Here is a 26,659-nt window from a genome sequence, read left to right as displayed (position 1 = left end):
CCTATTTTTCCTTTTTATCTTTCTCGGCGGGAATTCCGCCGTCATTCTTGCGTTCCTCTGCCGCCTGGACGTTCTCGACGGCGCGGAGCATCGCGGCAACGCTCTGCGCGTTCGCCTTCTCCTCCTCCTCGCCCCATCCCTCGACGAGCGAAACGGCATCGAGCCGGAAACGGTACTGGTTCTCCCGCACCCACCGGCGCGCGTCGCGGAACTGCCCCAGCGCCTCGAAGAACCCGCACGACGAGCGCGGCAGGAACAGCAGGAACGACGACCAGGGAATCTCCGCGTGGTCGCGCACGAATTTCGGCACGAGGTTCTTGAGGTAGAACCTGTTCGAATACTGGCTCGCCGTCGTGTCCTCCTCCGCCCGGTCCGCGCCGTAGCTCATCGTGAGGAACGACGAGAGGACTATCTTCTCGCCCCACAGCCACGCGCGGAACGACAAGTCGAGGTTCTGCCAGTACGCGGGAACTATCGTGTAGTCGTAGCCGCCCAGCGCGATGAACTTGCTCCTGTTGAAAAGCGCGATTCCGTCGAACGGATAGAGGTTGTTTATTCCGTCGGTAATCTTCGTCGACGAGTCCACGCGGAAAACGGAGCCGTCGGACGACGGGCTGAAGACGACGGGGAACGACACGCCGTCCTGAAGCTTGAGCCAGGGGCACACGCAGAACGGCTTTCCCTCGGTAATCTTCGAAAAGAGCTTCGGCGTCAGTATGTTCGCGAATATGTCGATTGAGTCGCGGAGCACAAGCGCGTACTCCCCCTCCACTTCCTGCATCGCCATGTTCACCAAATCGCCGTCCGTCACGCGCTCGAGCGGTATTATGAACTTGACGGACGGGAAGCGGTGCGAGATGTCTTCGATGTTGTAGTTCTCCGGATTCCGCTCCACGGAAACGACGGACTTGAACCCGCAGTCGAGGAGCATGTCGAGCGTCTTCATCCGGCTCGGGCTCCAGCTTCCGTTTATGAGGATTACGGCGGCATCCATGCGCACGTTCGGGCAGACCTCGCTCCCTCCGAACACGGTCCTCGCGACGACTCGCTGGTTAAAAATTGAAGGTATAGTATTCATCGCACCCCCCGCACCTGCCCCGGAATTTTCCCGAGAGATGCTCCGCGAAAAGCTCCTTCCCGCGCGCCCATATCTCGCCGACATCCTCCGAGAACACGTTCCCCACACAGGCGGAAGCCCCGCACCCGCGGCACGGGACGACGCTTCCGTCCGCTAGGACGACAAAATCGCGGGCAAGATGCCAGCAGGCGTTCCTGACGAGCGGGGAAAGGTCGGCGGGCTTCCTGTCGGGAAGCGACGCGCAGAGGGAATCGAACTTCTTTATTATCACTTTTCCGCCAGACGGCGACGAGGAATCCTTCCAGAAGCGGAAGAAGCTTTCAAGCTCGTGCTCGTTCGCGTCCATCCTCGTGAACTGCGGGTAGACGCGCGACGGGAACATTCCCGAAAGAACTGAGACGGCGCCGACCGCCTTCTCGAAATCGCCTTCCGGGGCGTTCCGGACCGCGGCGTACGTCTTCGCGCCCGCGGCGTCGATGTCGACAATCCAGTCCATTCTGTCGCGGAATTCCGAAAGCCCGCGTATTTTTTCAGCAAGCCCGCCGACTAGGATGCCGTCCGTCTCCACGAGGAGCCGGAGGTTCTCGGAAAGGACGGCGCGCGCGAAATCGATGAACGACGGATGGAGCAGCGGCTCTCCGAAGCACGAGAGGGAGAACACGGCGTCCGGGTTCATCTCGCTGGCGGCGCGGACGAGCGCGCGGAATTTTCCGATGTCCATGTCGGGAAATCCGCCCACACCGAGCGCCGGCGGCGGAGAGCAGAGCGTCACGTGGTTCGAGCGCGACGTTATCTGCACGTCGAAGAAGAACGGGAGCGTCCTGACGGAATCGGCGCACGAGAGCGCGGCAAGGCCTATGTCCTCCGCGCGTCCTTCCCTGAACGAGCCGGGAAGGACGGGGCAAAGCGCGGCGCACGAAGCCTCCCCGCCCGCAGACGAGGACTCGAAAAGCAGCCGGTACCTCCGGAAATCGACCTCCGAAAGGACCGTCTCGATTTCGAACGAATTTATGTCGCCCTTCATTATGTCCATGAACATGGTGCGCGACGCGGGGATTTCCTTCCCCTCGGCAAGCGACGCGATGAGCGAGGCCGCCCCGGAATCGATGACCTCGCCTGCGATGCCGCCGGGGAATCCGTCCGCGAACGTGTATTCGGCAAGGTTATCCGCGTGGACGCCGAGCATCTTCCCGGCAAGGGAGTCGCTCATGAAAGGCTGGTCTATGAAAGCGAACAGCGCGCATTTCGCGCCCGCCTTCTCGCAGCATTCCGACACGCACGAGGCGACAGTCCGCGCGTCCCAAAAATCGCGCTCCACGAATTCCACGGAGCTGAGCGCCTCCGAGGATGATATTAATGAAAAAATCGTATCGGTATTCCCCTTCGTAGAGAGGATGAATGTCCTGCTGCTGGAATGCCTCGCGCCCCACTCGACGCACAGGCGTATTGCGGACGAGCCTAAATAGCGATTCCTGACGGAACGTCCAAGCTCGAAGCCCGCGAAAAGAACGACAATGTTTTCCATACGTTATGTTATCGGTAAACAAAAGGCGACAATTAACCGAGTTTCGTGTATCGTAGTCGCATGGACGAAAACAACAATACGGCAGTGTTCACTGTCTCCGAGATAACGGCGAAAGTGAAATCGCTGATAGACCTGAATTTCCCCGCCGTCGCAATCGAGGGGGAAATCTCGAATTTCAGGCCGAACGCAGGCGGGCATCTCTACTTCACGCTGAAGGACGAGGGCGCGCAGCTTTCCGCGGTCATGTTCAAGGGGCGCGCGGCGTCGCTCTCATTCCAGCCGAGAGACGGAACGAAGGTGCGCGCGTTCGGGAACCTGACGGTATACGCCGCGCAGGGAAAATACCAGATAAACATCACGAGGATGGAAATCGCCGGAGAGGGCGACATTCTCCGCATGATAGAGGAGCGAAAGCGCGCGCTCGCAGCCGAGGGGCTTTTCGACAGCGCGCGGAAAAAGCCGATTCCCCGTCTTCCGGAAACGGTCGGAATCGTCACGAGCCCGACAGGCGCCGCAGTACGGGACATCCTCAACATAGCGCGGAGGCGCAACAGCGGAATCGGCATAACGATTCTTCCGGCGCAGGTTCAGGGAGAGGCGGCGGCGGAAGCGGTCGCGAGACAGATTATGACGGCGAACGCGTTCGGCATGTGCGACGTCCTCATAGTCGGGCGCGGCGGCGGCTCTCTTGAGGATTTGCTTCCGTTCAGCGACGAGAAGGTCGTCAGGGCAATCGCGGGGTCGAAGATTCCGGTCGTCAGCGCGGTCGGGCACGAGATTGACTGGTCGCTCGCCGATTACGCCGCCGACGTCCGCGCCCCCACCCCGTCGGCGGCCGCGGAGCTTGTCTTCACGCAGAAGGCGGAAATCGAGGACGAAATCAGCGGCGCGAAATCGATTCTTGAGGAGAAGATGTCGTCGCTGATACGGGAAGCGAGGATGGAGCTCAGGGCGTTCGACGCGGAGAGCATGGAGATACGGCTCCGCTCAATCCTCTCCCCGCTCAAGGCGAGGCTCGATGCGGCATCGGAGCAGGCGGCGGCGAAAATACGCGATGCCGCGAAGGACGCGTCCGCGAGAATCCTCTCATGCAGACGGACGCTCGAGGACGCAAGCCCGGAAAGCATAATGAGGAGGGGGTACGCCGTCGTGAGGGACGGAAGCGGGAACGTCATACGGAAAGCGTCGGACGCGGCGCCGGGATGCGAGCTTTCGATAACGCTCGCGGACGGAACAATCAGCGCCGTGTCGAAATGAAAGGCGTTTCGGAAAAAAACGAAAGGCAGATATATAAAGAAGGAAACGAGGAGGAATTCGAAAATGAAGACATTCGAGGAAAAGCTCGCGCGGCTCGAGGAGCTGTCGGACGAAATCAGGAGGAGCGACATTGGAATCGAGGATGCGCTCAAGACGTACGAGGAGGGAATCAAGCTCACGAAGGTTCTCGAAAAGGAGCTCGCGGCAATCGAGGGGAAGATTCAGATTCTGACGAACAGCCCGCTCGACGAGAAGGTGCAGGAGCCGCCGCAGAAAAAGAAGGAGGACGAGTCCGCGCTCGAGCTCGACCTTTTCGCCCCGGAACTTGACTCTCCCGCGGAAGGCCTCAGGAAATGAGGCGTCCCGTCAGGGTCCTCAGGGAGGACGTCGCGAGGCGGATAGCGGCAGGCGAGGTAATCGACCGCCCTGCCGCCATGGTGCGGGAGCTTATGGACAACGCCGTAGACTCGGGCGCGGGACGGATAACGGTCGAAATCAAAAACGGCGGAATCGACATGGTGCGCGTGAGCGACGACGGTTCCGGGATGAGCGAGGACGACCTGAAAAACTGCGCCCAGCCCCATGCGACGAGCAAGATAACGGACGCCGAGGATTTGATGCACCTGACGACGCTCGGGTTCCGCGGGGAGGCGCTCGCGTCGATAGCGGCGGTCAGCTCCCTTTCGATATCGAGCGGCGGCTTCAGGATGGCGATGGACGGAATCCGCGGGCGCAGAATCGAGAAAGCCGCGGAGGTGAACGGCGGGCGCGGGACGGTCGTCACGAGCGAGCATCTTTTCGAGGATTTCCCCGCCCGGAGGACGTTCCTCAAACGGCCGGCAAGCGAGACGATGATGTGCAGGGAGATGTTCGTAGAGAAATCGCTGGCGCGGAGCGACATATCGTTCAGGCTCGTCGTCGACGGCGACGTGAGGCTCGACCTTAAGGCGGGGGAAACCGCCCCGGAGCGGCTCAGGAACGCGCTCGGGATGAGGGAAAGCGCAAGCGCGATAAAGGAGCTCCGCGCGGCGGGCAAGGAAAGCGACGGCATCCACGACTGGAAATTCACCCTCGTCATCGGCGAGCCTTCCGTGAGAAGGAATGACAGGCGCGCGATTTTCGTCTACGTGAACGGGAGGCGCGTGCAGGAATACTCTCTGATGCAGGCAATCGAATACGGCTGTCAGGGATTTTTCCCGAACGGGACGCACCCCGTCGCGGCGCTGTTCGCGGAAGTAGAGCCGTCCCTCGTCGACTTCAACATCCACCCGGCAAAAAAGGAGGTCCGGTTCCGAGACATGACGAGCCTCCACCACGGGATAAGCTCGTCGCTCCGGTCGTTCCTCATGAGCGGCCTGAAATCGCAGATGGAGGGAACTGATTTCAAGAGCGAGGCAGAAGGAGCGTCCGTTTTCGGCGACAGTTCCGTGGCCGAACCGGAGGAGCGCACATTCCAAAAGCCCGCTTTCCCGGACGCATTCCCCCATCAAAACGAAACCGCAGCCCCGGAACGGAACCTTTCGGAAAACGCGCTCCCGAAAAGCGCCATGCCCGGACGCGGCGGGGCAGACATGAGGACGCGGTTCTTCTCGTTCGACACGGCGAAAAGAAGCCTCGGCGAGCCTTCCCTTTTCGGGGAAAACGAGGCCGGCGGCGAAAGGAATGTCAGGTACATCGGGCGCGCGATGGAGACGTTCATCATAGCGGAGCGCGGAAACGCGCTGTATTTCATCGACCAGCACGCCGTGCACGAGAGGATTCTCTTCGACGAGATGATGGGCGCGGAGCGGATTGCGCAGACGCTGCTGATTCCGTACATCGTGGAGACAGAGAACGAGGAGCAGGAGCGGTACGTCGCGAGCGTCCTCCCGAAACTCGCAGAGGCGGGGTTCATCGGAAAGGCGACGGTCGAGGGCGTTTTCGAATTCAGCACGGTACCGTCATCGTGGAAGGGCGACGAGAAGACGCTGAGGGACGCGCTGCTCGACGGGTTCGAGGAGCCGGAGCGGATTCTTTACAAGGTTTTCGCGTCGGCATCATGCAGGAAAGCCGTGATGCAGGGGACGAGGCTGGACGACGCGACCGCGGCGGAATTCGCGAGGAAGGCGTTCGAGCTTCCAGACCCGCACTGCCCCCACGGACGCCCCGTCTATTTCAGGCTGACGAAGGAGCAGATGTTCGCCAACGTCCGGCGCACGGAAACTGCACCGGACCAAACCGTTTAAATAGCGGAAGCGCTATTTTGCGTCATCAACCGTCTCGATTTCAGAGTCGTCGGGAAGCGGTGCGTCCCCTTCCCCGCCCTCGGGCGCGGATTTCTCCTCCTCGACGGCGGGAGGCTCCTGGGCGCGGATGCGCTCCATTTTCTCCTGCTTCTTCTTTTCCGTTCCGTCATCGGGAAGAGCCGGCGCGGATATTTTCTCCCCGTCATCCTTTTTCTTATTCTCGTCATCGGGAACGGCGGGAGCCTCGGCGCGGACCTTTTCCCCGGAATCCTTTTTCTGCGTCTCGGCTGGAAGCGACGGCGCATTTTCGGTCGTGGAGTCGATTCTCTCGCCGGTAGGCTTCGTCTCTCTCTCGGCGGGGAGCGACGGCGCACTTTCCGTCGAGGAGTCGATTCTCTCGCCGGTAGGCTTCGTCTCTCTCTCGGCGGGGAGCGACGGCACACTTTCCGTCGAGGAGTCGATTTTCTCTCCGGTAGGCTTCGTTTTCCTCTCCGCGGGGAGCGACGGCGCATTTTCGGTCGTGGAGTCGATTCTCTCGCCGGAAGGCTTCGGCGTCCGCTCAACAGGAAGCGACGGCGCATTTTCGCTTGAGGAGTCGATTCTCTCGCCGCGTTCCTCGGCGCGCTTCTCGTCGCGGGGAAGCTCGGGCGCGACGGAATCGTCGGACGGGAGCGCCTCCCTGACGGACTCGCCGTGGCGGAGCGACGACGAGGTGATTATGTCGCCGTCGTCGATTATTTCAGGCGGCGCGGACTCGTCGACGTCGGCGCGGATTTCGCCCTCCACAAGCTGCGGCCCCTGGTTCATGCGGTAGGCTATTTCCTCGTCGAGGAGCGCAATCATCTTTTCTATCTCGGGGCGCTGCTCCGTCTCGGGCTTGAGCTCGAGGTAGCGGACATAGTTGTCGCGGGCGTCGCCTATGATATCCCGGCGGAGGAACGCGTTCGCGAGGTTGAGGACGGCGGGCGCGTACGACGGCTCGACAGACAGCGAGCGTTTGTAGAGCGCCGTCGCCTTGACGTAGTTCCCCATCGCATATTCGGCATTTCCCTCGTTGAAGTAGAGCACCTTGCGCTCGACCGGCTTGAAGTCGCCCTCCTTTATGATTCCCATCTCAAGCGCCTTGTCGTTCCTGTCCGCCTCGGCGATTCCCGCCTCGCAAATCGAGGCGGACTTGAGGTAGTCGCCAATCTGGAAATACGCGACGGACAGGCACACGTAGACAAGCGGATCATACGCGTTCGCGTTCCCCTCGCCGAGGAATTTCTCAAGGAGGGGAATCGCGTCCTCTGGCATGTTCAGCTGGAATGTCTCGACCGCCTCCTCGAACGCGTCCTGCTTGTCGGCGGCAGCTTTTCTCTCAAGCCGCTCCTTCTCCCTTTCCCGCTCCGCCTTCGACTTTGACTGGGACGGCAGAGGCAGGAGCATGCCGAACAGCAGCGACGCAAAAACGATAGTTCTCTTCAGTTTCATCTATAAATATTCCCACCGGTTTCTCAATTTCCTTTTATGTTCGGCAATTTGTGCCGATTATTTGACATAGACAATCAAAAAGTCTACTCTAAAACAATGGGATGTTGCAAATTCTGCGGCGTCCGGATAAAACGCGGGCCGGACCCCATCACAGCGGGCGGTGCGACAGGAAATAAAAAGAATACAAAAATAGGTGCGGAGGGGGAATCAGCTCGATGATTCAGTTGGCAATAATCCTTATTCTCGCCGTGAGCATTTGCTTTCTCACGGTGTTCGTATTGAAATCGATATTCCAGCCGAAAAAACTTGATTCAATTGCGAAACTCATAAAACAGCAGAGATTCGTCGCGGCGGAGAGAGCCGCAAAATCCTTGATTGCGAAGAACCCGCGCGATTACATGGCGCATTATTATCTCGGCAAGGCATATCTCGCGGACAAGAAGAACGAGCTCGCGCTTATGGAATTCAAGCTCGTGAACCAGAACGCGATTTTCGACGGGCACATTCCGGAAGTCGATTTCAGGAAGCAGATTTCGCAGCTCTTCATAAAGTTCAACCAGACGGACGACGCGCTGAGGGAATGCCTTCTCCTGACGAAACTCGACCCGATGAACGCGGAGAACTATTACACCTGCGGGAAGCTCTACGAGCAGAAGGGAAAGTCGGAGCAGTCGATAGGGTTCTACCAGAAGGCGATACAGCGCAACAGGAAGCACGTCAAGGCGCACGCGGCATACGCGCTCGCGCTGTTCAGGATGAAGAACGTCGCGGAGGCGCGGAAGGAAATCGACCTTGCCATCGCGCTCAGCCCGGAGACGTTCTCGTCGTACTACTATCTCGGAAAAATCCTCAAGGAGCAGAAGGACTACTCCGGCGCCGTCAAGGCGTTCGAGAAGGCGCTCCGCGACCCGGAATACAAGCAGAAATCGCTCCTCGAGCGCGGCTCCTGCTACATGATGGCGAATTCGATGGACAACGCCATAAACGAATTCGACAAGGCGGTGCGCGCCTCGAAGAACGACTCCTCGCAGGAGACGCTCTACGCGAGATACTTCCTCGCGGCGTGCTACGAGAAGGGGCGCAACATCGACAAGGCAATCGAGCAGTGGCAGATTATCTACAAGCACAACCATTCGTTCAGGGACGTCGGCGCGAAGCTCTCGGAATACAAGGACGTGCAGACGAACGACAGCCTGAAGGAATACCTCACCTGCTCCAGCGCCGCGTTCCCCGAGCTGTGCAAGAAGGCAGCCCTCGAGGGAATGGGGATGCTGGCGCAGAAAATCGACACGATGAAATGGGGAATCCGGCTCATGGCGACGGAGCAGAAGAAGGACGACTGGATGAACGTGCGCAAGCAGCTCTACCTCATCGACTTCCACCGCGACACGGAGCCGATAGAGGACACCGAGATAAGGACGGTGCTCGACACGGCAAAATCGCACAACTGCGCGAAGGCGTTCGTATGCACGAGCTCCGGCTTCACCAGCTCAGCGACGGGCTTCGCGGAGAACAGGCCGATAGAGCTTATCGGAAAGGAAAGGCTTGAGGCGATTCTCGCCAAAGCGGGAATATAGAGGGGCCGGTGCGATGAAGATTCTGTGCGTTTCGGACCAAATCGACCCGCTCGTGTACAGCACGAAGGCTAAGGAGCGTTTCAGCGACATAGACGCGATACTGTGCGCGGGTGATTTGCCGTCAGAATACATAGATTTCATAGTCTCGACGCTGAACAAGCCGACATATTTCATATTCGGGAACCACAACCTGTCGGAATTCGGGCTGTACCACAAAATAAAGCACAGGGGCGGAGCGCATCCGACCCTGAACGGGATGAGCAGCTACGACCTGAGCGGAAGCCACGGGGCCGACTACATCGGATTCAAATCGGCGCGGGACAAGCGCCTCATGATAAAAACGAAGGGCGGAAAGATGAGGCCGCTCCTCATAGCGGGCGCATCCGGCTCCATGCGGTACAACGGCGCGCTGAACCAGTACACCGACTTCCAGATGATGATGAAGCTCATCTCGCTCATCCCCGCGATGCTCACGAACAAGATTCTGTACGGGAAGGCGCTCGACATTTTCCTCACGCACGCATCCCCCCGTCACGTCCACGACAGGGAGGATCCCTGCCACAAGGGGTTCGAATGTTTCAACTGGTTCATACGGACGTTCGCGCCGACGTTCCTCGTGCACGGGCACATCCATCTTTACGACATGAACGAGCAGCGCGTGACGAAAATAGAAACGAAAAACGGCACGACCACGGTCGTTAACGCATACAGCTACACACTCATCGAACTCACCGGAGACTGAAAAATGAGCGAACAGATGACATCCGCCCAGACAGAGGACGACTTCACAAAGGCAAGGCACAAGGCGCTGTTCAACGAGGTACAGCATTTCCTGAACCCGGACGAGGCGACACTCATCTCGTTCTCCGACATAAAGAAGCTCATCCGCCCGAAAAACGAGGTCTACATGGGGATGCAGACAGTCCCGGTGAACCTCATCGTCGGAAGCGAGGGACGGTACCAGGACTTCGACAACCGGTTCTTCCCGAAGAGCATGCACCTCAAAAGCCGGTGGGAGCACATCGACATGGCGCACCTCCAGGACATATCGCTCCCGTCGATATCGCTTTACGAGCTCGGCGGGGTCTATTTCGTGAGGGACGGGAACCACCGCGTCTCGGTTGCCCGCTCGCGGGGCGTCGAATTCATAGACGCGGAAGTCGTCAGCCTCCAGAGCGAGATAAAGCTCCATCCGGGGGACTCGCTCCAGAAAATGACGAAGCAGGTCATAGAGTACGAGAAGCGCGTCTTCTACGGAGAGACGGGATTCGGGGACGTGACGGATTTCTGGTGCCTCGATTTTTCGGTTCCCGGGCAATACGACGTCATATACAACCACATACTCACGCACAAATACTACATAAACATGAACAAAACGGAGGAAATCGGGATGGACAAGGCGATGATGTCGTGGTTCACCTCCGTGTACACCCCCGTCATAAAGACAATCGAGAACCACAAGATAATGCGCTCGTTCAGGAACAGGACGAAAAGCGACCTCTACGTCTGGATGATAAAGTACTGGGACGAAATAAAGCTAAAGTTCGGCGAGGACTACCCGATAGAAGACATGGCGAATTCCTTCATGAACAAATTCGCGGCCCGCTCGTCGTTCAGGTCGTTCTTCTGGCGACTGCGGAACGAAATCGAAGGAAGGCTTCTCAGGAAAAAGCAGCACCTGCGCGACAAATGACGGCGCGCCCTCCCGCTGCTCCCCTAAAAGGGATTTTTCTTGACGACACAATAGTTCAATGTTAGTATTTACAAATACTGTCATGGGGAGAGACCTAAGTTGTATACGGATGCAATAGCGAATGTTCCATTGATTTGCACGGCTGTGCTGGCGGTCGCAATTGAAGTGCTTCTTGTCATCATAAAAATAAGGAAAACCGCAAAGGTCAGTTTCATCTCCTATTTTGCGCTCGCAATCCTGATATTCGCATGCATTAGGTCAATTCTCACGCCCGGCTCGGGACCGCTGATGTTCAATCTCCTGATACTGCTCGCCACGACGCTGATAATACCGTACTGCGTCATGCTGGCATTCGGCAAGCAGGTCGTGCCCGTCGTCGAGGAGGACGAGGACGAGGAGGAGCTGTTCGACGTGCCCGAGCCGCAGACGATGGTTGTCGAGGACGTCAAGCCAGACGAGATAAAGCTCATCGACAAGGGCAGGGAATTCATAACCGCCGCGGCGAATTCCTTCATGGAAAGCAAGGATTCGGAGAAGGACGGAGAGCAGACGCTCCTCGCGAACATAAACAAAGCATGCATCGAGGTTACGGGCGCTGACGGAGGCGCGATACTGCTCGTCGACGAGTTCGACGACGTCATAACGGTCAAATCGTTGCAGGGAAATTTTCCTCCGCCGTACAAACTTCCCGACGACCTTCCGCACAAGCCGCTCAGGGTCTCGACAAGCTTCAAATACGCGCAGTTTCCCCTGAGGGACAACATATTCGGTGAGATTGCGAGTTCCGGCAAGGCGGAGCTCATACCTGTTCCGGGCATCGACGACAGGATTTTCCAGAACACTCCCGAGGAATTCCTTAAACTCGGGAGTTTCATATTCGTCCCGATACGCCTCGTCGACAAGGACGTCGTGATAGGCCTCGTCGCGCTTTCACGCGATGCAGGAAAAGAGCCGTTCAACGACTCGGAGTTCCATTGGGCGCAGACCTTGACCGACTTTGCCGAATCGGCGCTGAAGACGACGCTCACCTTCAAGCAGTACAAGGAAAAGCAGGAGCTGACGCGCGAAAGCGACATCGCCTCGAACGCTCAGATAATGCTGACCCCGAAAAAGATTCCGCCGCTCGGTGGCGTCTCTTTCGGAAGCATGACGGAGATGGCCGCGGGCGTATGCAGCGACCTCTTCGACGTCATTCCGGCTAGGCAGGACAGGATTTCGTTCGTGCTCATGGACGCCGCCGGAAAGGGAATGAACGCGCTTCTTGTGATGACGATGATACGGGCAATGCTCAGGCTCATCGTAAACACGACGCAGTCGGCCGGCACAATTCTGAGCTGGGCGAACAGGGGCGTATGCACGGAGACAGACATCGACCACTTCGCCTCGGTGGCGCTCCTGAACTACGACCCGACGAAGCGGAAAGTGCAGTTTGCGACAAGCGGCTCGATTCCGGTAATGCGCTACAATGCGGCAAAGGGAACGGTGGAGAAAATCTCCATACCGAGCGAGCCAATCGGTGTCGAAAAAAGCAAGTCGTACAAGGACATCGAATTCGTCGCGGCGAAAGGCGACATACTTATCATGTACACGGACGGAATTGCAGAATCCCTGAATTCAGCCGGAAAGCAGTACGATATGTCGGGCGTCGCGAATATTCTGAAGGCGAACAGCAAGCTTTCGGGAAAACAAATAGCGAACTTGATAAAATTGGATGTCAAGAAGTTCGTCGGCACCGAGACGCTGCACGATGACCAGACGCTTCTTGTTATAAAAATTCAATAAATCCAGAAAATCACACGAAAGGAGTTTTTATGGAACTTAAAATCAGAAAGAATGGAGAGGTGTACATCATCGATGTCAACGGCGAGATGGACTTGTACAACTCCTACAAACTCAAAGAACTTGTCACGAAAATGCTTGAGAAGAACGTAAAAAGTTTCATCATCAACCTTGAGCAGGTTGACTACATCGATTCGTCAGGAATCGGCGCGCTCATCTACATTTGCTCGACGCTCAAGAAGATGAACCTCAAGCTCGCAATCTCGAACGTGCATGGTTCGGTCAAGAAGGTCATCGAGTTGACAAAACTTACAGGATACTTCCCCATTGCGAACAGCCTTGAAGAAGCTCTGCTCATGGTGAATGAATAGCACGCGCATTTTGCCCAGGACCAACGCTTTTTAGGGAGAAAAAACATGGAAGAAATCAAAGAACTTCGCTCAGATGACAATGATCCGCTCTTCGACACCACGAACATGCTCTACAAGGAATTTCCGTCGGACTTCAGGCAGATCCGCTATTTCACGCTTCTGATAGTCCAGTCGGCTCCGCTTGAAATCAAGGAGATAAACCTCCTTGAGCAGCAGATAAGCGAAGTCATAAAGAACGCCGTAAAGCACGGAAACAACTGCGACATCAACAAGAAAGTCAAGGTCTGGTACTCGTTCAGCCCGTCACACGCCCATATCATCGTCAAGGACGAGGGAGAGGGATTCAAAGACCTGGACAAGTGGAACGAATTCAACAGGAAGAGGCTCGAATGCCTTCATACATCCGCTTTCGAGGAGCTCGCAAACTACGTTTCATTCAGGACAAAGAAATCGGATGACAACGACGGCGGAAACGCCCTTTTTGCCGCCCTCGAATACTGGAACGGCGGCTTCGTATACAACGGAAAGAAGAACGGCGTGGCAATGCTCAAGAAATTCCAGAAGAAGCACATCGGTCTTGCCGTAGATTCGGAATAGGAACAGCCCGCAAAACAAAAAAACTGTCCGGATGGTCTTCAAAAGACGCGCGGACAGTTTTTTTTTGCAAAAAATAGAAAGGCAAGCCACCGAACGGCTTCCCCGCCCTGTCCGGCATGACCAAATCCAAATCAACCGCTTTTTCAGACAAAACAAAAGGCAAAAAGCTATTTCTTTTTTTTCGCGACGGCGCAGATGACGGCAAGAAGCTCCTCGGTCGTCTTCCTCCAGTTGAATCGGGCCGCCCACTCAAGGCCGTCGGCAACCATCTTCCTGCGCACGGACTCATCCTCGCCCACGAGCCGCTCGATTGCGGCTGAAAGCTCCTGCTCCGAGTTCCCGTCAAAATAAATCGCGTTCTCGCCCGTCGCCTCCGGAATCGCGCCGCTTTTCGCGCAGATTACTGGGACGCCCATCGACATTGCCTCGAGCACCGACATGCCGACGCCCTCGCACACAGACGGGAAAATACAGCCGGACGAATTCGCATACAGCTCAGGATACGTCTCATGGGGAAAATAACCGGTTATGAAAATGTCGGACGCGAACTGCGACTCCATCACCGCCTTTGACACTGCATCGGAGAACTCGCCCTCCCCGCCCGCAAGAACCAGCCGGTGCGGTTTTCCGGTACGCTCCTTGAAATCGGAGAACGCGCGCACGAGCTCGCGGTGCTTCTTCAGAGGAGACGACATCTTCGACGCGTATATGAAATACGGCTTCTGTATGGCGAACGGCTTTATGTCAACGACGCCGGAATCGAGGTCGGAGCCGCCGCGCGGATAGAAGACGGAATGGTCGATTCCGTTGTGTATCACGGCGATTTTCTCCTGGTTCAGGCGCAAGCGGCGCAAATCCTTCTTGACGAACTGGCTCGGCACGACGATTTTTCCGACCTGGCTGAGCGACCAGCGAATGCGGGTCCTCGTGGAGAACGGCAAGGAAAACAGGCGCAGAGAGAGGACGTCGTTCACGACGACGACGGTCGGGATGCGGCACCTGAGCGGAAGATGCGCCTCGGACAGGAAAACGACGGCATCGAATTTCTGCCTGCTGAAAAAAGCGTTGCATCCGAACGCATACCAGAATTTGACACTGAGCGGATTGTCGGGCAAATCGACGGGAACGTACTTCACATCGTCTCCGGTCTCATAATCGTACCTGTCAGACTCGGGCCCAAAAAGCTCGAATTCCACGTCCCCGCCGAGTTCGATTGCGGGAAGCTCCTTCAGAATGGAAACGAGGTACTTTCCCGCGTGCGACTTGCCGTGGTCGCATCCGAACGTATCAATGCCAATTTTCATAATCCTCGGATTATAGCAAGTTTGATTTTTCTGTGCTATAGTCGCCTTTATGACTGACAGAAACGGACAAAACAGCTCCTTCGCGGAGCTCGGAATAGAGGAATCATTATCGGAAAGACTCGCGCAATCGGGAATAACGGAGCCGACGGCAGTCCAGGCGCAGGCAATCCCGGAAATAGCGGCAGGAAAATCGGTGCTTTTCCAGAGCGAGACGGGAACGGGCAAGACGCTCGCATACCTTCTTCCGATAGCGCAGGCAGGAAAAAAGGCAATCGTACTCGCGCCGACGATAGAGCTGGCGTCGCAGATAAAGGCGCAGGCGGTATCGCTCGGAAAGAAGGCGGGGCTTTTCGTCGGGGGCGCCCCGATAAAACGGCAGATTGAGACGCTGAAGGAGAAACCCGAAATCGCGATAGGAACGCCGGCCCGTCTCCTCGAGCTCCACCACCTCAAGAAGCTCAAGCTCCGCGAATTCTCCGCGGTCATACTCGACGAGGCGGACAGGCTCATCTCGCCCGAGCTGCGGGACGCGACGGCGGCAACCGTGGAGGCTCTCGTTTCTGCGAACAGCTCCGCGCAGATAATCGCATGCAGCGCGACGATATCGAAACAGACGGAGAGAATCATCGGTGAGTCTGCGGGGGGAACAGATTTCGTGACGCTCAGGCTCCCGATGGAGGACGTCCTCAGAAAACGCATAACGCACATCGCCCTTTTTGCGGAACGGCGCGACAAAATCGAGACGCTCAGGAAGCTTCTCATCGCGGAAAAGCCCGCGAAAGCTCTCGTCTTTACCTCGAAGCTCGACCAGGTGGCGAACATCGTCGCGAAACTCAAATACAGGAACGTCGAGGTCGAGGGACTCCACGCGAAAACAGACAAAGTCGTCAGGAAATCGATAATCGACAAATTCAGGAGCGGCAAGCTGAAAGTCCTCGTGACGAGCGACCTCACCTCCCGCGGGCTCGACATCCCGGAAATCAGCCACATAATCCAGATGGACTTGCCGTCGAACGACGACTTTTTCATCCACAGGGCGGGAAGGACAGCGCGCGCCGGAAAAACGGGACTGAACATCGTCATCGGCGACGCCTACGAGATGAGGAAATACGCCTCCCTCGAAAAACGCCTCGGAATATTCGTCACGCCGAAAATGCTCTACAAAGGAAAGCTCGTCACCCCATCCGACATCGACAGCCCCGAGCCAGCAGCGCCAGAGCAGCCGTAACGAAAAACAACACAAAAACCGGTGCGCCACGCGCACCGGCGCACGCTTGCTCCGGCCAAGCCCAATCTCAGAGCTCGCAAAAGGTTTGCAAGCGCGTGACTTGCTGATATAATTCAGTCTCTATTTTAAAAGGCAGAGGTTTTTTGTGTTTCTCAAATCGCTCGACATATTCGGTTTCAAATCATTCGCGGACAAAACGCACGTCGAATTCGCAGACGGAATCACCGCCCTTCTCGGCCCGAACGGATGCGGGAAGAGCAATGTCGTCGACGCCGTGAAATGGGTGCTTGCGGAGAACAGGGCGAAGAACCTGCGCGCGGACACGATGGAGTCCGTCATATTCAACGGAACGGAATCACGGCCGCCGCTCAACATCGCGGAAGTCACGCTCACGCTGTCGAACGAGAACCACCTTTTGCCGGTGGACGCTCCGGAAGTCGCGATAAAGAGGCGAATCTACCGCTCCGGCGAGAACGAATACTACATAAACAACAAGCAGGTCAGCTCGACGGAAATCAGGCGGCTGTTCATGGACACGGGCGTCGGCAAGGCCGCGTATTCCGTCATGGAGCAGGGAAAAATCGACCAGATTTTGTCGAGCAAGCCGGAGGACAGGCGGTATCTTTTCGAGGAGGCGGCGGGAATCAGCCGCAGCAAGGCGGAATGCGCCGAGGCGGAGCGCGAGCTTGAGCGGACACGGCAGAACCTCGAGAAAATCGAGGTTGCGCTCAACGAGAACAGGAAGACGTACGAGACCCTCAAGGTTCAGTCGGAGAAGACGATACGGTACCGCGCGCTCAAGGAGCAGATATTCGAGCACGAGCTCGACATCCAGCTTTTGAAGCTGCGGGATTTCATCCAGAACAAGACGAGGAACGCATCTCTGCGCGACGAGATTTCGAAAAAACGGGACTCGGTTCAGGCGGAAATCGACACGCTCGTGGGCGAGCTCACCGAGAACAACGACAGAATCCGCGAGCTCCAGTCGCGCATGGGCGAGCTCCAGCAGGAACTCATAAAGATTCAGACCGAGAAAACCGGAAAATCAGAGATGGCGAAGAAGCTCCGCAGGGACGAGAGCCTGCTTCGGGAAAAAATCGGGACGCTGGAGCTCCACAAAAAGGCGATCGAGGAGAAAATCGAGAGCCTCAACGAGGAAATCGACGAGCAGGACGCGGAGCTTCACGCGAAGGCGAAGCAGCTCGACGACGTACGCAAGAACATCGAGTCGTTCAAGGGGAACATCGCGCAGGCGGAGGAGACAATCGTCGAGAACGAGAAGCGCGAGGAAGACGGGCTTGCCGAAATCGGCGCGCTCGACGGAGAGCGGCAGGAGATGCAGGCGAGCCTCAAGGAGATTACGGAGGACATCGTAACGGAACTCGACGCGCGCCTTCGGAATTCGGGCTTCAGCGCGGCGGCAAGCAGGGCGGCGAAGGAGAAGCTCGACTCGGCGATAGGGCGCATACGCGTCTTCGCGGAAGGACGGCGCGGGATTTTCTCCGACTTCGCGTCGATTGACGGGCATTCGGAAAAGGAAAGCGCGGATTTCGCGGCGGATGCCGTAAACGCGCTCGACGAAATCGCACGGCTCACGAGGGAGGCGCAGTCGGCCGCCGACGAGTACGAGACGACGACGCCCGATTTCATCGACGACTTTCTCTCGCCCGAGGGAATCATCACAAAGAAGCGGGAAATCGACGGGAAGATAGAGTCGAACCTCGGCAGGATATCATCCCTCCGGGAGCGCATCGCGGGATGGAAGAGCGAGAACGCGGGGCTTGCCGGAAAAATCGACGAGTACAAGGACACGCTCGGAAAGCTCCGCGTAAGCGAGGCGCAGATGGCGGCGCACATCGACGCGGCAAAATCGAAGACAGACCTTCTCAGGCGCACCCTCGCCGGCGAGAAAAGCGCGCTCTCGCAGAACGAGGAGGAGCTGTTCGCAGAAGGCCAGCGGCACGACGACATAAAGGACCAGATAACGGAAATCGATGAGGAGCTGTCCGAAATCGAGTCGAAGGGAAAGCAATGCGCCGACGACATGAACGACCTCGACGCGCAAATCCGCGAATGCAACACGAACGCGAGCGGGAAGCAGGACACGCTCAAGCGGAAGCAGGAGGAGCAGCGGAAAATCCAGGCGCAGTTCGAGAAAATATCGATAGACTCGATGACGACGGACAACGACATAAAGAACATAAAGCAGAATTTCACCGACACGCATTCCCGCGACCTGATGGAATTCGAGGAGCGGATGTACAAAATCACGGAGCATCCGCCGGCAATAAAGGAAAAGCTCACCAAGGCGAAGGAGGAGTTCAAGGCGCTCGGCCAGGTCAACCTTATGGCGCCCGAGGAATTCAGCGAGGCAAAGGAGCGGTACGAGAAGCTTCAGGCAAGCTACGACGACACGAAGAAGAGCATGGACGACCTCTGCCGCGTATCGGAGGAGATTCGCGCGAAATCGACGGAGCTTTTCCTTTCGACGTACAACAAGATTCGGCGGAATTTCCACAACATGTTCAGGAGGCTTTTCGGGGGCGGACGCGGGGAGCTCAAGCTTTCGACGCCGGAAAGCGTGCTGACGAGCGGAATCGACATATACGCGCAGCCGCCGGGAAAGAAACTCGAGAACATCGCCCTCCTTTCCGGCGGGGAGAAGACGATGACGGCGGTCGCGCTGCTGTTCGCGACGTATCAGGTCCGCCCGTCGCCGTTCTGCCTTCTCGACGAGATTGACGCCGCGCTCGACGACAAGAACGTCTCAAGTTTCGTCACGGCGCTGCGCTCGTTCGCGGAGCTTTCTCAGTACATCGTCATCACGCACAACAAGAAGACTGTTCTCGGGGCGAAAACGATGCTCGGCGTCACGATGGAGGAATCCGGCGTCAGCAAAATCATATCCATGCGGTTGGACAGGCAGATTTCTGCCGATGATGAAGATGACGGGGAAAAACTTCCCGAACAGGCGGATTTTGTCGAGGAGGACATTCCCGAAGAGGAGGGAATCGTCCGCGTAGAGAGACCGCCGAAGCGCATCCGCAACGAGGACGGGACGATAAGCGACCCGTTCGTCGAGGGGATGAAGAAGGAGCGGAAGGAAGCCGAACGCGCGGCGCGCGGGATGGCGGAAGCCGCGAAGAAGGATTGACCCAAAAAAACGCGCCGCTGACGGAGAGAGACTATGGATTTTGACGAAATCACAGAGAACGCAAGGGATAAAATCGACGAGCTTGTCCATGAAAAGCCGCACATCTTCATTGCAATCGTCCTCATCATCGTGCTTTTCTTCATCGGTCTGGTTGTCCTCGCAATCCAGACGAGCCCCAAAAAGGCGAAGGTGAAGCACGTGGCGGAATTCACGGCTGACGCGCCGGTCGTGATACCGGACGCGCCGAACGTCGAGAAGGACTACTACCAGTTCAGGACGACGCCCGACAAATGGAGCAGCTCCGACGTGGACAAATGGTTCACCTACCCCGACGACAAAATCATGAAGGAGCTTGAGAAATCGAACGACGCGCTCGCCGACGAGATAACAGGAGCCGCCTTATGAAAAAAACGAGGAAACTGCTCACGACCATTTCGGGAGTCCTTGCGCTCACCGCATGCGCCACGAACGCGGCGGCGCTCAACGAGCATCCGGAGCTGAAAAACGCGACCGAGGTCTCCCTCAAGAAAGACTCCGAATTCACCGTCAACACGTCGACATCCCCGTCGAGAGGCGAGCGGAAAACGGAGACTGCCGAACAGAAGCAGGAGCCGGAACGGGAAGACACCGAGGAAAAACCGGAGCTAGTCGCGGCAGAGGACGCGAACCCGGACATGGCGGAGCCGCCCGCCCCACCGGAAGCCGGCGGGGAAAACGGTGACGGGAAGAAAATCGAGGAATACGCCGGACAGTACGACGGCTCCATAAGGACGGTCAGGAAAAGCGGGCCGGAATCCACAGCGGAAGACGGGAACGGCGCGGACGAGGATTCGTCGGAGGAGATAGCCTCGGACAAAACCGCGGAAAGCGAAAACAGGGACGAACTCCGGCCGGAAAACCCGGCTGAGACGGCAATGGCCGACGGACAGGAAGAAGACGCGGAAGAGGAAGCGCCGGAAAGGGCGATAACGCCGTCGAGGGCAGTATCGCTCAAGAGCAACCAGTACCTTGAGGTCACCTACCCCGGAAAAGGCTGGGCATACATCGGGGAAAGCAGCGCTGACGGAAACGATGACATCGAATCCCACGTCGTTTTCTTCGGAAGGAAGCTCGGAAAGGGCGACACGTCGTTCACGCTGCGCTCGAAGAAAGCCGGCGAGACGCTGCTGCACTTCTACAAGAACGACACGCTCACGGGTGAATTCATCGACGATTACCTCCAGGTGACGATATCGGCGGAGCAGGCAACGGGAAAGGAGAAGAACGCGCGCATAGCAGCCCCCCTGTACGCGGACTACATCCCGGAGCGCCCGAGCAGGGAGCGGAAGCAGGAAAGCATCGCATCGTCCGCCACGGGGCTTTCACCCGTCAAGGAAAATCCCGCTGCGGGCGACGTCCCGTATGACGAGCGTGAAAGCGCGGCCGAAACGGAGAAGGAGCCGACCCCGACAAGCACGGGCGACGACGGCACGAAAACGAACATCAAGATGGGAGAGCGCCCCGAAGCAGAGCAGCCCGCAAAAACGGACGATGCCGTACAGCCGCGCCCCGAGGGAAATTTCACGAACGTGACGGAGACAGGCGGCGAGAAAGAAGCAGACGAGGGCGGGAACATGCTCGACAAGGCGCGGAAGGCGTTCGAGGCGAAGGACTATGCCGCCGCGCTCGACTACGCCCAGACGTACCTCGAATCCGCCGACGAGGACACGGACGAGACGCTTTTCCTCCTCGGCTCGATATGGGAGGCAGACTCGAACGAGCGGAACATCGCCGCGGCAATCGACTCCTACGAATCGCTGGTCAAGAACTATCCGCTGAGCACGCTCTGGAAACAGGCGAACCAGCGGCTCATATACCTGAAAAGATTCTACATAGACATAAGGTAAGGAAAATGAAAAAAATCCGCACAGGAATCATGGCGGCCGCACTCCTCGCGCCGCTCATCTCATCGTGTTCATACAAGAACGTGGACTACAGCACGCGGACAGTCAGCGTGCACGGAACAGGCTCCGTCTCAATCGACGCGGACAACGCGACGCTCGTCCTGTCGGTGATAACGAGAGGCCCGAACGTCGCGACGGCGGCGAACGAGAACGCGGTGAAGATGGCGGCAGTCAGAAGCTCCGTCCTGAGGGCGGGAATCGCGAAGGACTGCGTCACGACCGAGAATTTCTCCGTCTTCCAGGAATCGCATTTCGAGGGCGGGAAGCAGATAATGGACGACTACCGCATCACGAACCAGATTCAGATTCTGGTGAAGGACGTCGGAATCGTCAGCAACATAATCGACACGGCGCTTAGCTCCGGCGCGAACCAGCTCTCCTCCCTGCAGTACGGGATTTCGGACACGTCAATCGCGCTCAAGCAGGCGAGGACGATAGCCGTCCAGCAGGCGCAGGAAGCCGCGCAGCTCATCGCGGGAACGAGCGGGGCGAAGCTCGGCAAGGTGCTGAGAATCGACGAGCAGCAGGATTTCGCGAACAGGCGGAGCGTCTCACTCGTCGCGAACGCGATGATGGCGGACGGAATAACCGTCGAGGAAGCATCGACACCGGTCCAGGCGGGAAAATCGACGCTGACCGTATCCGTCGACGCAATATACGAGCTTAAATAGCACTATCCCCCCAACGGGAAAAAATACAAAGCAGGAGCAGAAAAATGCTTGATTACAGGTTCATCAAAGAAAACCTTGAGGCGGTTAAGCAGAACATCGTAAACCGCAACATGAACGCGGACGCTGATTTGGTCGTCCGCCTCTTCGACGAGCGCACATCGCTCGCAACAAAACTCCAGGAACTCCAGCAGAAGCGCAACGCGAACGCGGCCGCCATGAAGCAGAAGCTCACTCCGGAGGAGCGGCAGAAGTACATCGACGAGGGAAAGCAGATAAAGGAAGCCGTCGCCACCGCGGAGAAGGAGCTTTCCGAGTGCGAGGCAAAGCTCGACGAGGCGGGAAGACAGATTCCGAACATGGCGCACCCCGAGACGCCCATAGGCAAGCTCGACACGGAGAACCTCGAGGTCAAGAAGGTCGGAACGCCGAGAAAATTCGGCTTCAAGCCGAAGGACCACGTGCAGCTCGGCGAGGAGCTCGACATAATCGACTTCGAGCGCGGAACGAAAGTCTCCGGCCCGAAATTCTACTACCTCAAGAACGAGGCGGTTTTCCTCGAGGAGGCGCTCATCATGTACGCGCTCAACATCCTCAGGAAGCACGGATTCACGCCGTTCATCACGCCTGACGTCGCGAAGGAAGACATTCTCAAGGGAATCGGCTTCAACCCGCGCGGAAACGAGTCGAACGTGTACGCAATCGAGGAGGAGGGAACGTGCCTCGTCGCGACGGCGGAAATCACGCTCGGAGGATTCCATTCAGGCGAGATTCTCGCGAAGGAAGCGCTCCCGCTCTACTATTGCGGTCTTTCGCACTGCTTCAGGCGCGAGGCGGGCGGCGCGGGACAGTTCTCGAAGGGATTGTACCGCGTCCACCAGTTCGACAAAGTCGAGATGTTCGTGTACTGCCTCCCCGAGCAGTCGGACGAAATCCACGAGAAGCTCCGCCTTATCGAGGAGGAGATTTTCGAGGGGCTCGGCATTCCGTTCCACGTCGTCGACACGTGCACGGGCGACCTCGGAGCCCCCGCCTACAGGAAATGGGACCTTGAGGCATGGATGCCCGGACGCGCGAACGAGGAGCATCCCGACGGCGACTACGGCGAGGTCACATCGACGTCGAACTGCACCGACTTCCAGGCACGCCGCCTGAACGTGAAGTTCCACGACGACGACGGAAAGAACAAGTACGTCCACATGCTCAACGGAACGGCAATCGCCGTCGGGCGCGCGATGCTCGCGATAATCGAGAACTACCAGAACGAGGACGGCTCGATAACGATACCGGAAGTCCTCCGCCCGATGTGCGGCTTCGACAAAATCGGCCCGAAAACGGCGAAGAAAGACGTCGTTTACCATTCATCAAAGAAATAAGTCCAGATTCCCGCCGGTTCATCGACATCCGGGCAGCTTCGGCTTCCCGGAAGGCACAGCGCCAGAACAGCGATGACGGCGGGCTTTTTTTTGGGAGACAAAATGACGGCACAAAACAGACCGGACAACCGTTGGATGAAGGCGATTTTCTTCCTTCTTCTTTTCATTTGCATCATCGTCGGGGGCGCGCTCCTCAAGCTGATGCAGGGCGTGATAAAGCCTGTGGTGATGTCAGTCCTTTTGACGTTCGTCTTCTACCCGCTCATAAAGAAGATGAACAGGACTCTCCATATTCCGTGGTGGTGCGGGACGGCAATCGTCTACATCCTGTTCTTCGGCGTCTTCCTCGGAATCGGGAACATCCTCTCGGCGAGCCTCAAGTCGATATTCGCCTCGATACCCGACTACGAGGCGAAATTCTCGGACATACACCGCGCCATTTCCGAGTCCCTCCGCGAGAACAAGAATTCCAAGTTCATGATTTTCCTGAATTTCGACGAGGAGCAGACGCTTTTCGAGAACATAAGCAGCGCGCTGAACCTTTCGGCGGCGCTAAAGAAAGTCGCGCTCGAATTCACCGGGATAATCTTCACGTTCACGAAATCGACGTTCCTCGTCGTGCTGCTCTCGATTTTCCTCATCGCGGAGATGAAGGTCACGCAGATGAAAATCGGCTCGGCGTTCGGGGAAAAATACCGCGGGAAGGTGCGGACAATCCTGAAGAACACGATTTCCGAGACGACGCGGTACATCTCGATTAAATTCGTGATATCGCTCGCGACTGGAACAATCGTCGCGATAATATGCCGGGCGTTCTCCGTCGATTTCGCGGCGGTGTGGGGATTCTTCGCGTTCGTCATGAATTTCATCCCGACGTTCGGCTCGATAATCTCGTGCGCGGCGACGTCGCTTTTCGCGCTCATCCAGTTCTACCCGTCGCCCTTCCCCATCATAATGGTCGCGTCCCTCACGATTGCGACGAACTTCATCATCGGGAACATCATCGAGCCGCGCATCGAGGGGAACGACCTCGGGCTATCGCCGTTCGTCATACTCGTCAGCCTCTCGCTCTGGGGATGGCTCTGGGGATTCCTCGGGCTGCTGCTCGCGATTCCTCTGACCGTCATCGTCAAAATCATCTGCGAGAACATATCGTTCCTCCATCCGCTCGCGATTTTCCTCGGGCAGAAGCCGCGCGCTCAGGATTTGCCGCAGGAGAATTCGTAAAGGAAGCGGATGTCCTCAAGCTTTATCGAGGAGAACCGCCCCACAAGAGCTCGGCGGCATCCTGAGGCGACAATCCGCTCGACGAGGAACGACACGTACACTTTCCGCTCGTTCAGCGGGCGTTTCATCGGGAACGAAATCCACGCGGCGAATTCGTCGCCCTCTCCGGCAGGAAAGCTGTCGGAGACGCCGAGGACTATGCGCTCATGGTTCAGGAAAACGACCTCGGGAATTTCCGGGGGCGGGGAAGATTCGAGCGCATATCTCACGGCGGGGATGAGGAACATCCTGTTCGGGCGCGATGAGTGCGGAATGCCGCCGTCCATGTCGCGCACCGTGTCGCGGATGATTCCCGACGCGCGCTCCTTCATCTCCTCCGGCATGTCAGCCCACGACGGCGAATTGAGCGGGCCGTAGTCGCTCCGGACGGCGCACTCGACGTCCCTCTTGTTGACGAATTCCGTCCCGTCATCGGAGACGGACGGCGACTCGTAGAACAGCAGGACGGAGAACGGGCTTTCCTTCCCGTCCGCGCCGCCGTCGCGCCCCGCTTCCCGCGTGACGACGGGCGGCACGACGAACGAGACACCGCCTTCGACCATGCGCATCTCGGCGCAGAAGGAAAGCGCGACGCCCATGTAGGAGAACCGGACGGACACGCCGCTCCCCGCCATCGACACGACGTCATCGGGCGGCGCGAGCAGGACCATGACGTTTTTCTCCGCGATGGAGAACTTGTCCGACATCACCGTCGCGCATTTTCCCGAACGGGAGCAAATCTCCACGGGAACGCGCCCGCGAATCAGGTAGTCGAAGACGATGTTCCTCTCAATCTCACTCAGCTCCGCCGACACTGCCTTCCCTCCTTATCCCGTCAACCTTCCAGGAATTCCCCTCCAGTATCCACGAGGTGCGGACGTCATCGCACGTTCCGGAAAGGTCATCCCCGGAAAAGAAGCGGACGGGAATCTCGAACGACGCCTGCGCCGCGTCCGCCCTGCCGATTACGAAGGAGCCGTACCCGCCGTCCCACCCGTCCTCATAGAAAAGCGCGAGCGAGAACAGGCATCCCGACGCCATGAACGAATCGACGTCGCCGCCGCCGGACAACCCCGAGAAGAATTTCACCGCGGAATCCATAAGCGCGCGCGGGATGCCCGACAGGTCGAGCGCGGCGAACCCGGGAACCGCCGGAACAATTTCGGGGACGGCACCATCGGACGGAAGCTCCGCGATGGCGGCGGCGTTCGACATCCTGACGCGGCTCGACACATTCCCGAACGAGACATTCTCCGTCAGCCTCCCCGGCTCAAGCTCGTCCGCCCATTCGAATGTCCCGAGAATCCCGTCGACGCGAGCGCGCAACGTCCCCCCGCCCCCCGTATCGGCCACGGGAGATTCCGGCTGCGAGCAGGAGACGATAAACAACGCGGAAAAAAGCGCAAGAGAAGGAAAGAATGACGCGAGAACTTTATTCATTGCGATGATTATAGCACATTTGCCGCGCCATCTCATCCCGGAATCCGGCAGCGGTTTTTCAGGCGGGCGCAAAAAAAGCGGGCTGCCGTTTCAGCAAACCCGCTTTGGAGACTCAGAAAGCCGCCGTGTTGACGGCGAAGACTACGGCAAGCATGGCGAGTATGATTATTATGCAGATTGTGCCCTGCTTGTCGCTGTCTTTCATGGCTACTTCTTTTTCCAGTCGTCGTGGGTGTCGGTGCGCAGGTAGGTGCGGAACTTGCCTTTTGTGCCTTTGTACGTGTACATGCGCTCGAACCTCACGCCGCTATCGTCGTCGCTGTAGGTGAACGTGTGCCACACGCCCGCGTCCTTGTGGTTGTAGAGCACCATGTTGTCCTCGTCGCTTGCGATGTACGCGCCGCTGGCTTTGTCGCCGTCGCTGAAGAGCACGCTCGCCCTGCCGTCCTTGCCGAACGTTACCGTCGCCGTGAACTTGTCGCTCCATTTGCCGCTGAACGTCTTTCCGATGACCTCGGTTGCCTGTGCCGCGTTGAAAGCCGCGCCCTCTTTGGGGCGACCGATTGAAGCAGTGCCGTCATCGCTCAGGTCGTAATACGCGCTTCCGTCGGGGAAGTAGCGGGCGATACCGCTTGCAATACTCACATGTTCCCCATTCAACTGCCATAATTCATTTCTCCTATATGCCCCGCGTTCCTTTTCGCG

23 protein-coding genes are annotated in these 26,659 nt (G+C 57.8%); 16 read left to right on the top strand and 7 right to left on the bottom strand.

The window, feature by feature from the left end:
- Nucleotide 1: 1 nt before the first annotated feature.
- Together TRESADRAFT_RS13355 and TRESADRAFT_RS13350 are read right to left on the bottom strand one after the other, a co-directional pair.
- A complete protein-coding gene (locus TRESADRAFT_RS13355; RefSeq protein WP_002706365.1) occupies nucleotides 2-1,078 on the bottom strand; it encodes a hypothetical protein in 1,077 nt (358 codons plus the stop codon).
- Entirely contained in the window at nucleotides 1,053-2,603 is a 1,551-nt protein-coding gene (locus TRESADRAFT_RS13350) for a spiro-SPASM protein (protein WP_002706364.1), read from the bottom strand. Before TRESADRAFT_RS13350 ends, TRESADRAFT_RS13355 begins: the two co-directional genes overlap by 26 nt.
- 60 nt (nucleotides 2,604-2,663) lie before the next feature.
- Here TRESADRAFT_RS13350 and xseA point away from each other — a divergent pair, with 60 nt between their 5' ends.
- The 3 genes from xseA to mutL all read left to right on the top strand — a co-directional run bounded on the left by xseA (nucleotide 2,664) and on the right by mutL (nucleotide 6,085).
- The gene (xseA, locus tag TRESADRAFT_RS13345; protein WP_002706363.1) at nucleotides 2,664-3,860 is read left to right on the top strand and encodes an exodeoxyribonuclease VII large subunit; all 1,197 of its coding nucleotides are present in this window, start codon (nucleotides 2,664-2,666) and stop codon (nucleotides 3,858-3,860) included.
- Between the two features lie 63 nt (nucleotides 3,861-3,923).
- A complete protein-coding gene (gene xseB / locus TRESADRAFT_RS15430) occupies nucleotides 3,924-4,217 on the top strand; it encodes an exodeoxyribonuclease VII small subunit (RefSeq protein WP_002706362.1) in 294 nt (97 codons plus the stop codon).
- Nucleotides 4,214-6,085, top strand: a complete 1,872-nt coding sequence (mutL, locus tag TRESADRAFT_RS13335) for a DNA mismatch repair endonuclease MutL (protein ID WP_002706360.1) — start codon at nucleotides 4,214-4,216, stop codon at nucleotides 6,083-6,085. Before xseB ends, mutL begins: the two co-directional genes overlap by 4 nt.
- 12 nt (nucleotides 6,086-6,097) lie before the next feature.
- Here mutL and TRESADRAFT_RS13330 read toward each other — a convergent pair whose 3' ends face one another.
- Nucleotides 6,098-7,558 carry a hypothetical protein gene (locus tag TRESADRAFT_RS13330; protein WP_002706359.1) on the bottom strand — a complete coding sequence of 487 codons (1,461 nt, stop codon included), beginning with the start codon at nucleotides 7,556-7,558 and terminating at the stop codon, nucleotides 6,098-6,100.
- 215 nt (nucleotides 7,559-7,773) lie between these two features.
- Here TRESADRAFT_RS13330 and TRESADRAFT_RS13325 point away from each other — a divergent pair, with 215 nt between their 5' ends.
- The 6 genes from TRESADRAFT_RS13325 (at nucleotide 7,774) to TRESADRAFT_RS13300 (ending at nucleotide 13,575) form a co-directional block, all read left to right on the top strand.
- On the top strand, nucleotides 7,774-9,135 hold the full coding sequence (locus TRESADRAFT_RS13325; RefSeq protein ID WP_002706358.1) for a tetratricopeptide repeat protein: 1,362 nt from the start codon (nucleotides 7,774-7,776) through the stop codon (nucleotides 9,133-9,135).
- A 13-nt stretch (nucleotides 9,136-9,148) separates the two neighbouring features.
- Nucleotides 9,149-9,877 (top strand): metallophosphoesterase, encoded by a 729-nt coding sequence (locus TRESADRAFT_RS13320; protein WP_002706357.1) that lies wholly within the window; start codon nucleotides 9,149-9,151, stop codon nucleotides 9,875-9,877.
- A gap of 3 nt (nucleotides 9,878-9,880) precedes the next feature.
- Nucleotides 9,881-10,828 (top strand): hypothetical protein, encoded by a 948-nt coding sequence (locus tag TRESADRAFT_RS13315; protein WP_002706356.1) that lies wholly within the window; start codon nucleotides 9,881-9,883, stop codon nucleotides 10,826-10,828.
- 129 nt (nucleotides 10,829-10,957) lie between these two features.
- Nucleotides 10,958-12,610: a GAF domain-containing SpoIIE family protein phosphatase gene (locus tag TRESADRAFT_RS13310; protein WP_245534359.1), complete on the top strand. Its 1,653-nt coding sequence runs from the start codon at nucleotides 10,958-10,960 to the stop codon at nucleotides 12,608-12,610.
- Nucleotides 12,611-12,639: 29 nt separating this feature from the next.
- Nucleotides 12,640-12,978 carry an anti-sigma factor antagonist gene (locus tag TRESADRAFT_RS13305; protein WP_002706353.1) on the top strand — a complete coding sequence of 113 codons (339 nt, stop codon included), beginning with the start codon at nucleotides 12,640-12,642 and terminating at the stop codon, nucleotides 12,976-12,978.
- A 45-nt stretch (nucleotides 12,979-13,023) separates the two neighbouring features.
- Nucleotides 13,024-13,575, top strand: a complete 552-nt coding sequence (locus TRESADRAFT_RS13300) for an ATP-binding protein (protein WP_002706351.1) — start codon at nucleotides 13,024-13,026, stop codon at nucleotides 13,573-13,575.
- Nucleotides 13,576-13,742: 167 nt separating this feature from the next.
- Here TRESADRAFT_RS13300 and TRESADRAFT_RS13295 read toward each other — a convergent pair whose 3' ends face one another.
- A complete protein-coding gene (locus TRESADRAFT_RS13295) occupies nucleotides 13,743-14,879 on the bottom strand; it encodes a glycosyltransferase family 4 protein (protein ID WP_002706350.1) in 1,137 nt (378 codons plus the stop codon).
- 49 nt (nucleotides 14,880-14,928) lie between these two features.
- Here TRESADRAFT_RS13295 and TRESADRAFT_RS13290 point away from each other — a divergent pair, with 49 nt between their 5' ends.
- The 7 genes from TRESADRAFT_RS13290 to TRESADRAFT_RS13260 all read left to right on the top strand — a co-directional run bounded on the left by TRESADRAFT_RS13290 (nucleotide 14,929) and on the right by TRESADRAFT_RS13260 (nucleotide 24,475).
- Nucleotides 14,929-16,107, top strand: a complete 1,179-nt coding sequence (locus TRESADRAFT_RS13290; RefSeq protein WP_002706349.1) for a DEAD/DEAH box helicase — start codon at nucleotides 14,929-14,931, stop codon at nucleotides 16,105-16,107.
- A gap of 145 nt (nucleotides 16,108-16,252) precedes the next feature.
- Nucleotides 16,253-19,261, top strand: a complete 3,009-nt coding sequence (locus TRESADRAFT_RS13285; protein ID WP_002706348.1) for a chromosome segregation SMC family protein — start codon at nucleotides 16,253-16,255, stop codon at nucleotides 19,259-19,261.
- 33 nt (nucleotides 19,262-19,294) lie between these two features.
- On the top strand, nucleotides 19,295-19,666 hold the full coding sequence (locus tag TRESADRAFT_RS13280; RefSeq protein ID WP_002706347.1) for a hypothetical protein: 372 nt from the start codon (nucleotides 19,295-19,297) through the stop codon (nucleotides 19,664-19,666).
- Entirely contained in the window at nucleotides 19,663-21,147 is a 1,485-nt protein-coding gene (locus TRESADRAFT_RS16350; protein ID WP_002706346.1) for an outer membrane protein assembly factor BamD, read from the top strand. The genes TRESADRAFT_RS13280 and TRESADRAFT_RS16350 overlap by 4 nt, the downstream gene beginning before the upstream one ends.
- A 5-nt stretch (nucleotides 21,148-21,152) precedes the next feature.
- Nucleotides 21,153-21,875, top strand: a complete 723-nt coding sequence (locus tag TRESADRAFT_RS13270; RefSeq protein WP_002706345.1) for an SIMPL domain-containing protein — start codon at nucleotides 21,153-21,155, stop codon at nucleotides 21,873-21,875.
- 44 nt (nucleotides 21,876-21,919) lie between these two features.
- Complete coding sequence (gene serS, locus TRESADRAFT_RS13265) at nucleotides 21,920-23,248, top strand: serine--tRNA ligase (protein ID WP_002706344.1); 1,329 nt, start codon at nucleotides 21,920-21,922, stop codon at nucleotides 23,246-23,248.
- Nucleotides 23,249-23,350: 102 nt separating this feature from the next.
- Nucleotides 23,351-24,475: an AI-2E family transporter gene (locus TRESADRAFT_RS13260; RefSeq protein WP_002706342.1), complete on the top strand. Its 1,125-nt coding sequence runs from the start codon at nucleotides 23,351-23,353 to the stop codon at nucleotides 24,473-24,475.
- On the opposite strand, the gene TRESADRAFT_RS13255 is transcribed toward TRESADRAFT_RS13260, so the two are convergent.
- From TRESADRAFT_RS13255 to TRESADRAFT_RS13245, 3 genes are all read right to left on the bottom strand, one after another.
- Nucleotides 24,448-25,329 (bottom strand): hypothetical protein, encoded by an 882-nt coding sequence (locus TRESADRAFT_RS13255; protein ID WP_002706340.1) that lies wholly within the window; start codon nucleotides 25,327-25,329, stop codon nucleotides 24,448-24,450. The genes TRESADRAFT_RS13260 and TRESADRAFT_RS13255 overlap by 28 nt on opposite strands.
- Nucleotides 25,310-25,954: a hypothetical protein gene (locus tag TRESADRAFT_RS13250; RefSeq protein WP_141607420.1), complete on the bottom strand. Its 645-nt coding sequence runs from the start codon at nucleotides 25,952-25,954 to the stop codon at nucleotides 25,310-25,312. The genes TRESADRAFT_RS13255 and TRESADRAFT_RS13250 overlap by 20 nt, the downstream gene beginning before the upstream one ends.
- A gap of 207 nt (nucleotides 25,955-26,161) precedes the next feature.
- Nucleotides 26,162-26,599, bottom strand: coding sequence for a hypothetical protein (locus TRESADRAFT_RS13245; RefSeq protein ID WP_002706338.1), 438 nt, complete (start codon nucleotides 26,597-26,599; stop codon nucleotides 26,162-26,164).
- Nucleotides 26,600-26,659 lie beyond the last annotated feature (60 nt).

The sequence above is a fragment of the Treponema saccharophilum DSM 2985 genome (genome assembly GCF_000255555.1).
In the GTDB taxonomy this organism is placed as follows: domain Bacteria; phylum Spirochaetota; class Spirochaetia; order Treponematales; family Treponemataceae; genus Treponema_D; species Treponema_D saccharophilum.
This window is presented reverse-complemented; position numbering and strand designations above follow the sequence as displayed.